Source organism: uncultured Streptococcus sp., from assembly GCF_963511325.1.
Classification (GTDB): domain Bacteria; phylum Bacillota; class Bacilli; order Lactobacillales; family Streptococcaceae; genus Streptococcus.
This window is the reverse complement of the sequence record NZ_CAUPII010000051.1, coordinates 1-8,071: the sequence shown is the minus strand read 5'-3', so window position 1 is coordinate 8,071 and position 8,071 is coordinate 1. Positions and strand designations below refer to the sequence as shown.

At 40.0% G+C, this 8,071-nt stretch carries 7 protein-coding genes; 5 read left to right on the top strand and 2 right to left on the bottom strand.

Annotated features, from left to right (window positions below; all coding sequences use genetic code 11):
- Window positions 1-603, bottom strand: a 603-nt coding sequence (locus tag RQ973_RS09275) for a helix-turn-helix domain-containing protein (RefSeq protein ID WP_311523795.1), incomplete at its 3' end; no start/stop codon positions are given.
- 343 nt (window positions 604-946) lie between these two features.
- Between RQ973_RS09275 and RQ973_RS09270 the strand changes: the two genes are divergently transcribed.
- From RQ973_RS09270 to RQ973_RS09255, 4 genes are all read left to right on the top strand, one after another.
- Window positions 947-2,554, top strand: coding sequence for a CTP synthase (locus RQ973_RS09270; RefSeq protein ID WP_311523793.1), 1,608 nt, complete (start codon window positions 947-949; stop codon window positions 2,552-2,554).
- A 191-nt stretch (window positions 2,555-2,745) separates the two neighbouring features.
- Window positions 2,746-3,210: an IS200/IS605 family transposase gene (gene tnpA, locus RQ973_RS09265; RefSeq protein ID WP_311522332.1), complete on the top strand. Its 465-nt coding sequence runs from the start codon at window positions 2,746-2,748 to the stop codon at window positions 3,208-3,210.
- A gap of 200 nt (window positions 3,211-3,410) precedes the next feature.
- The gene (locus RQ973_RS09260) at window positions 3,411-4,364 is read left to right on the top strand and encodes a class I SAM-dependent methyltransferase (protein WP_311523791.1); all 954 of its coding nucleotides are present in this window, start codon (window positions 3,411-3,413) and stop codon (window positions 4,362-4,364) included.
- 49 nt (window positions 4,365-4,413) lie between these two features.
- Entirely contained in the window at window positions 4,414-5,604 is a 1,191-nt protein-coding gene (locus tag RQ973_RS09255) for an acetate kinase (RefSeq protein WP_311523789.1), read from the top strand.
- Window positions 5,605-5,660: 56 nt separating this feature from the next.
- Here RQ973_RS09255 and birA read toward each other — a convergent pair whose 3' ends face one another.
- Entirely contained in the window at window positions 5,661-6,596 is a 936-nt protein-coding gene (birA, locus tag RQ973_RS09250; protein WP_311523787.1) for a bifunctional biotin--[acetyl-CoA-carboxylase] ligase/biotin operon repressor BirA, read from the bottom strand.
- Between the two features lie 210 nt (window positions 6,597-6,806).
- On the opposite strand from birA, the gene RQ973_RS09245 reads away from it, so the two are divergent.
- Window positions 6,807-7,997, top strand: coding sequence for an O-antigen ligase (locus tag RQ973_RS09245; RefSeq protein WP_311523786.1), 1,191 nt, complete (start codon window positions 6,807-6,809; stop codon window positions 7,995-7,997).
- Window positions 7,998-8,071: the final 74 nt, after the last annotated feature.

Here is an 8,071-nt window from a genome sequence, read left to right as displayed (position 1 = left end):
TAGTTGCTTAAGAGCCAAATAATTTAGGAAATCCTCATAGGAACGGCCTTTTTTATCTTCTTTAGGGATGGAAGGTAGCTTACTTTTTCGTCTCTCTTTGAATTTAACGGCTCTAGCTAGATCAATAGGAGCGATAGACAGGTATCCTTTTCGGATGTGTCTATAGACGGTTGAGGAGCTGACATTAAGGTTATGAGTCTTGAGGATATGATAGATGTGTTGTCCTTTTTTAACCCCATCAGAAATGACTTTGTCCATGTCCCAGAAAGTCTGAGAGTTGAGAGGAGTGCCTTCACGAGCTTCAACAATAGTTTGTTCGTACTGCTTTTGAGCTTGTTTAGCGAGGTAGAAGATTTTCTGATAGCCACAGTTTTGTCTTCTTTTAGAGCACCCATTACAGACAAAGGGAGCTTTATCGAGTAGAGGGCAAGAAAGGTTGTTAAAGGTAGAGTCTCTAATTTGTTTGTTTCGTTTGACTTCTTTAGAAACAGTAGTCGGATCTTTTAGAATAAGTTGCCCGATAGCTTTGAAGGTTTCACCGCGCTCTAAACCTAATTGGATATCATTACGGTCTGAAAGGGTAAGGTGTTTATGTTTGGTCATAGTAGGCCTCATTTCTACCACAAACGTCTCACACTTAATTCCACCATAAAAATCCGTTTTAGACTAATTTCCACTTTGGTCAGATAAGTGGAAGTTACTTTGAGAAGTTTCCTGCAAAATAGAATGGTAAGTCAACGATTTGTTCTATTTGACAAATGCTTCATTTTGAGGTAATATATTGTTCGGGCACCTCTTTTAGAGGTCGGAGCTCCCTAGTTATTAGGGAGCTATTTTTATTTTTCCAGGAAGCTTTTCTTCTTGGGGTGTAGTTATTGATGAAGGTCTTGTTTTCTCAATCCCCTATTAGTGAACAAGACCTTGAGCATTTTAGAAAGAGGAATCTATGTCTACGAAATATATTTTTGTCACTGGTGGTGTGGTATCGTCAATTGGGAAAGGGATCGTTGCAGCGAGCCTTGGGCGCCTTTTGAAAAACCGTGGTTTGAAGGTGACCATTCAAAAATTTGACCCTTATATCAATATTGACCCAGGAACCATGAGCCCTTACCAGCACGGAGAAGTATTTGTAACAGATGATGGGGCTGAGACAGATTTGGACTTGGGTCACTATGAACGTTTTATCGATATCAACCTCAATAAATACTCAAACGTGACAACTGGTAAAATCTACAGCGAAGTTCTTCGTAAGGAACGCCGTGGAGAGTACCTTGGAGCAACTGTCCAAGTTATTCCTCATATTACAGATGCCTTGAAAGAAAAAATCAAGCGTGCTGCTCTTACGACAGACTCTGATGTCATTATTACAGAGGTTGGTGGAACAGTCGGGGATATCGAGTCACTTCCATTCTTAGAAGCTCTTCGTCAGATGAAGGCAGATGTGGGTGCAGATAATGTCATGTATATCCATACGACCTTGCTTCCTTACCTCAAGGCAGCTGGTGAAATGAAGACAAAACCAACTCAACACTCTGTCAAAGAATTGCGTGGTTTGGGAATCCAGCCTAATATGTTGGTCATCCGTACTGAAAAGCCAGCTGGACAAGGAATTAAAAATAAACTGGCCCAGTTCTGTGATGTGGCACCAGAAGCAGTTATCGAGTCCTTGGATGTGGATCATCTTTACCAAATCCCACTTAACCTGCAAGCACAAGGTATGGATCAAATCGTTTGTGACCATTTGAAAATTGATGCACCTGCAGCAGATATGACAGAGTGGTCAGCTATGGTTGACAAGGTCATGAACCTCAAAAAACAAGTCAAGATTGCTCTTGTTGGTAAGTATGTTGAGTTGCAAGATGCCTACATCTCAGTTGTTGAAGCTTTGAAACACTCTGGTTATGCCAATGATGCAGAAGTCAAGATTGATTGGGTCAATGCTAACGATGTGACAGCTGACAATGTGGCAGAACTCCTATCTGACGCTGACGGAATCATCGTGCCAGGTGGTTTTGGTCAACGCGGAACAGAAGGTAAGATTGAAGCGATTCGCTATGCGCGTGAAAATGATGTACCAATGCTGGGAGTCTGCTTGGGTATGCAGTTGACCTGTATCGAGTTTGCACGTAATGTCTTAGGTCTTGAAGGAGCTAATTCAGCAGAGCTAAATCCTGATACCAAATACCCTATCATCGATATCATGCGTGATCAGATTGATGTTGAGGACATGGGTGGGACCCTTCGTTTGGGACTTTATCCTTCTAAGTTAAAACGTGGTTCTAAGGCAGCGGCAGCTTATCATAACAAAGAGGTGGTGCAACGCCGTCACCGTCACCGTTATGAGTTTAACAATGGCTTCCGTGAACAGTTTGAAGGAGCAGGTTTTGTCTTTTCAGGTGTTTCACCAGACAACCGCTTGGTCGAAATTGTGGAAATTCCAGAAAACAAATTCTTTGTGGCTTGTCAATACCACCCAGAGCTTTCAAGTCGTCCAAACCGCCCAGAAGAACTTTACACTGCTTTTGTAACAGCAGCTGTCGAAAATAGTAAATAGTCATGATTAAACCTTTGAGAGTCATCTCAGAGGTTTTAATTTTATGTGACTTTCAGTCCGTCTCGCTCCGTTAGGTGCGAGACAAATAAACCACCCGCTATGCGGGTGCGCGTCGAAGGTTATACCAAAAAAACTCCAAACGCGATACAATAAAGGTGTTCAAGCCAATTGTAAAGCGAAAGGAGAAAACCATGGTACAAAAGTCTCATAGTTTATCACACACAAAGTGGCACTGTAAGTATCACATTGTGTTCACCCCTAAGTATAGACGAAAAGTCATCTATAATCAATATCGGAGTAGTTTAGGTGAAATATTTCATCGCTTGTGTAGTTATAAGGGAGTTGAAATTATCGAGGGTCACTTAATGCCAGACCATGTACATATGTTAGTAAGTATTCCACCAAGGATAAGTGTTTCGAGTTTCATGGGTTATTTAAAAGGTAAAAGTGCACTCATGATGTTTGACAAACACGCCAACCTCAAGTACAAGTTTGGGAATCGGCATTTCTGGGCAGAAGGTTATTATGTGAGTACAGTAGGGCTTAATGAAGCCACGATAAGGAAATACATACAAGATCAGGAAAAGCATGATATAGCACTAGATAAATTAAGTGTAAAAGAATATGAGGATCCCTTTAGGGATAGTGGCAAGTAATACTCACGCCTCTTTAAGAGGCAAGTGACGAGTCAAGAGCAATGAGGCTTGAACAACGTGAAAGCCAGCGTCTTTAGGCGCTGGCTGGTAATTTGGGCTTATAGCCCTGGTGCAAACCACCCGTTTGACGGGTGGTTATGATTTGTTTTCACTATCATGAAAATCTGGAAAAAGAACATTATTTTTGGTAAGATAAGGGTATGGATTTTGAAAAAATTGAACAAGCATATACCTATTTACTAGAAAATGTCCAAATCATTCAAAACGATTTGGCGACAAATTTTTACGATGCCTTGATTGAACAAAATGGAATCTATCTGGATGGTCAGACAAATCTGGAAGATGTCAAGAAAAACAATCAAGCTTTAAAACGATTGGCTCTTCGAAAAGAAGAGTGGTTACGAACCTACCAATTCTTATTAATGAAGGCAGCACAAACAGAACCTCTTCAGGCCAACCACCAGTTTACACCAGATGCGATTGGTCACTTGATGATTTTTTTGATGGAGCAATTGTGGCCTGCTAAAGATCTAAGTCTACTAGAATTGGGCTCTGGGATGGGAATTCTGGGGGCTAGCTTTTTAACGTCCATGAACAAAAAGGTAGATTACCTAGGGATTGAGATAGACGACCTCTTGATTGATCTGGCAGCGAGTATGGCTGAAGTTATGGATCTTCAAATGGGCTTTGTCCAAGGAGATGCAGTACGTCCACAAGTATTAAAAGAAAGTGATTTTATTGTGAGCGACCTCCCGATTGGCTACTACCCAGACGATCAGATTGCCTCACGTTATCAAGTGGCAGCAAAGGATGAACATACTTATGCTCATCATCTATTAATGGAGCAATCTCTCAAGTATCTTAAGACGGGAGGCTATGCTATTTTCCTTGCTCCAACAGATCTTTTGACGAGTCCTCAGAGTGATCTCTTGAAATCCTGGCTGACTGATCAAGCTCAACTAGTCGCTATCATAGCTTTACCAGAGGATCTATTCGCTCAAGGAGCCCAGTCTAAGACCATTTTTGTTTTGCAAAAGAAGGTGGGAGAAGGGACAGAGCCCTTTGTTTATCCACTTACTAGCCTTCGGGATCCTGAAATTTTGTTGGAATTTAAGGAAAATTTTCAAAATTGGTGTCAAGAACATGAAATCTAGTATAAATTTTGATATAATAGTTGAAAACGCTTAAAAAAGGGGAAACATTATGACAAAAACCATTGCAATTAACGCTGGAAGCTCTAGCTTGAAATGGCAACTTTACCAAATGCCAGAAGAAAAAGTATTAGCAAAAGGGTTGATTGAGCGAATTGGATTGAAAGATTCTATTTCTACAGTTAAGTTCGATGGTCGCTCAGAACAACAAGTCCTTGACATTGACAACCATACTTTGGCTGTAAAAATCTTGCTTGATGACTTGATCCGTTTTGATATTATCAAAGCTTATGATGAAATTACTGGTGTTGGACACCGTGTTGTTGCAGGTGGAGAATACTTCAAAGAGTCTACAGTTGTTGAAGGGGATGTTCTAGAAAAAATCGAAGAACTAGGACTTCTTGCTCCATTGCACAACCCTGCAAACGCTGCTGGAATTCGTGCCTTCAAAGAATTGTTGCCAGAGATCACTAGTGTAGCAGTTTTTGACACATCATTCCACACAACAATGCCAGAGAAAGCCTACCGTTATCCATTACCAACTAAGTATTATACAGAAAACAAGGTTCGTAAGTACGGAGCGCACGGTACAAGCCATCAGTACGTTGCTCAAGAAGCAGCAAAACTCTTGGGACGTCCACTTGAAGAGTTGAAGTTAATCACCTGTCACATCGGTAATGGTGCTTCTATTACAGCTGTTAAGGGTGGGAAATCTGTTGATACCTCAATGGGATTCACTCCACTTGGTGGTGTAATGATGGGAACTCGTACAGGGGATATTGACCCAGCCATCATTCCTTATTTAATGCAATATACAGAGGACTTTAACAAGCCTGAGGACATCAGTCGTATTCTCAATCGTGAGTCAGGATTGATGGGTGTTTCTGGTAAATCTAGTGACATGCGTGATGTAATTGCTGCTATGGAGGCAGGAGATCACGATGCCACTTTGGCTTATGAAATGTATGTTGACCGTATCCAAAAACATATTGGTCAATACCTTGCAGTCCTAAATGGAGCAGATGCTATTATTTTCACAGCAGGTATCGGTGAAAATTCTACTAATGTACGTGAAGATGTTATTTCAGGGATTTCTTGGTTCGGTTGTGATGTAGATCCAGAGAAAAATGTCTTTGGTGCAACCGGAGATATTTCGACAGATGCAGCAAGTGTACGTGTACTGGTAATTCCAACGGATGAAGAATTGGTCATTGCACGTGACGTTGAACGTTTGAAAAAATAACAGATCAAAAAAATCGACCTTCAATAAGAAAGGTCGATTTTTTTGATATAGGAAAACTACCATTTAGTCAGTGAAACTTCGCCACTATTGAGCCAAATCTTTTCACCGTTTGCTAATTCTATCTGCAGTTGACCTTGGTCAGAGATGTCACAGGCTTTTCCTGTGATTATTTCCTGATCCTTCTTGAAGGAAATTTCTTTTCCTAAAACGATTGAGCGTTTTTTATAGAGATAGAGAAGTTCATCGGCTTCTGTTTCGTAGAAACATTTCCAAATTTCAGCAATCAATTCATTGCGAGTAATGGGAGTATGTTGCGAAAATAAGCTTCCAGCTTTAGTTTGTAGATTCTTTGGAAATTCAGCGATAGAAAAGTTGATTCCGACCCCAATGATAACATCTGTAACGAGTCCAGTTTCGACGGAGGTAATGGCTTCGGTTAGAATACCAGCAATTTTTTTCTGGTTCAGATAAATATCATTGACCCACTTGATATCCACGTCGATTAAACTAAGGTTTTTGATAGCCTTGTAGATAGCTCCAGCTGTTAAGAGTGTGTAGGCAGGGAGATCCTGATAAGGGAGATTAGGCTGTAGGTGAAGGGACATGTAAATCCCCCCCTTATCTGGAGAATAATAGGGACGTTGAAAACGACCGCGTCCCATGGTTTGGCTAGTGGAAAGGTAGAGTTTATCCCCTTTGGCACCAGCTTCCATAGCCTCTTTAGCATCGGTTTGGGTAGATTTTGTTGAGGGTTTAAACTGGACAGTAATGGGACTATTCGCTTCGATTTCCTGAGGCAAGATAAGGTCTCCGTCCAGAAGTTTATACCCACGATTTTTGATACTGTCAATCTCCAGTCCCTCTTGTTGGAGACGTTGGATCGCCTTCCATACTGAAGTTCGAGATAGATTTAATCTCTCTGCTATTTTTTCTCCGCTTAGATAATCAGTCTCAGTAGCTAGTATTTTATAGACTTCTTGGTAGGATTTCATGCTAGACCCTTTCTGGAATAATTAGATTTATTGTACCATATTTTTAAAAAAGGGATAGCGATTTTCAAGTAATCTTAGCTAACTATAAAATTTTACCCAGTTTTAGTTTGGATGATAGAGGCAAAGAGGTTTTCAAATCGCTTGAAAAATGGTAAAATGTTTTAATAGCTTATTTATCTGAATGTGATATTCAGAAGGAAAGGATCTGTTGTGAAATCAATAGGTGTCATTGAAAAGTTAAAAAGTTTATCGAAACAAGAAGGACTTCTTTTAGGAGTTATTCTGAGTATTTTTCTTCCTTTTTATCTTTTTGTTATTATTTTTATCTCTTACTTACTTTGGTTAGTATATACTGGGGAGATGAAGGGGATCTTGAAACGTTTGTCTCAACACCCTGTCTTGCTCTTTTTTATTGCTTATAGCACTGCAATTTCTCTTCTGGCACAAAATGTGATGGGAGTAGTTTCTTCGGTGGCCATGTTTCTGTTTGCCATCTTCTTTTACTATTATCAATCTCAATTGACTCCTAAATTTTTCAGGTTGACGATTGAAGGAATATTAGCATTAAGTGTCTTTGCAGCAGCCTTTGCAGCCTTGGAACATTTCCAAATTGTAAAGAAATTTGATTATACCTTCCTCTCACCACGAATGCAGGTTTGGCATCAAAATCGAGCGGAGGTTGCCTTCTTTAATCCCAATTACTATGGAATTATCTGTTGTTTCTGTATCATGATTGGCTTTTACCTAATTAGCACAACGAAGTTAAGGTGGTTACGAATCTTTTCTATGATTGCCATCTTTGCTAATTTATTCGGTTTAAACTTTACGCAGAATCGTACAGCTTTTCCAGCCATCATCTTTGGAGCGATTATTTATCTCTTCACAACTATTAAGAACTGGCGTGCTTTCTGGCTTAGTATAGGAGTTTTTGGGGTTGGTTTAGCCTTTCTATTTTCTAGTGATTTGGGTGTTCGAATGGGAACCTTAGATTCATCTATGGAAGAACGTGTTTCTATCTGGAATGCTGGAATGGCCTTGTTTAAGCAAAATCCATTCTGGGGTGAAGGACCGCTAACCTACATGCACTCTTTCCCTCGTATTGGAGCACCTTATCATGAACATGCTCATAGTATTTATATAGATACGATTTTGAGTTATGGAGTTGTTGGTACTGTTCTCTTGGGGATTGCTTCTGCCACTCCAGTACGAATGTTGATTGATATGAGTCAAGTACCTAGTAAGCGTCCTATTCTTGGACTTTACCTCTCTTTCTTGACAGTAGTAGCTGTGCACGGAATTTTTGATTTGGCTCTCTTTTGGATTCAATCATCCTTTATTTTCCTTTTAGTGATGTGTAGTTTACCACTAAAACATAGTATGATTGATGAATTAGTTGATTAAGAAAAAGATAGTAGAAACTAATGTACTGACCCCAAAAAGTTAGACAATTAATTTAAGCAAAGGATTTAGTTCTG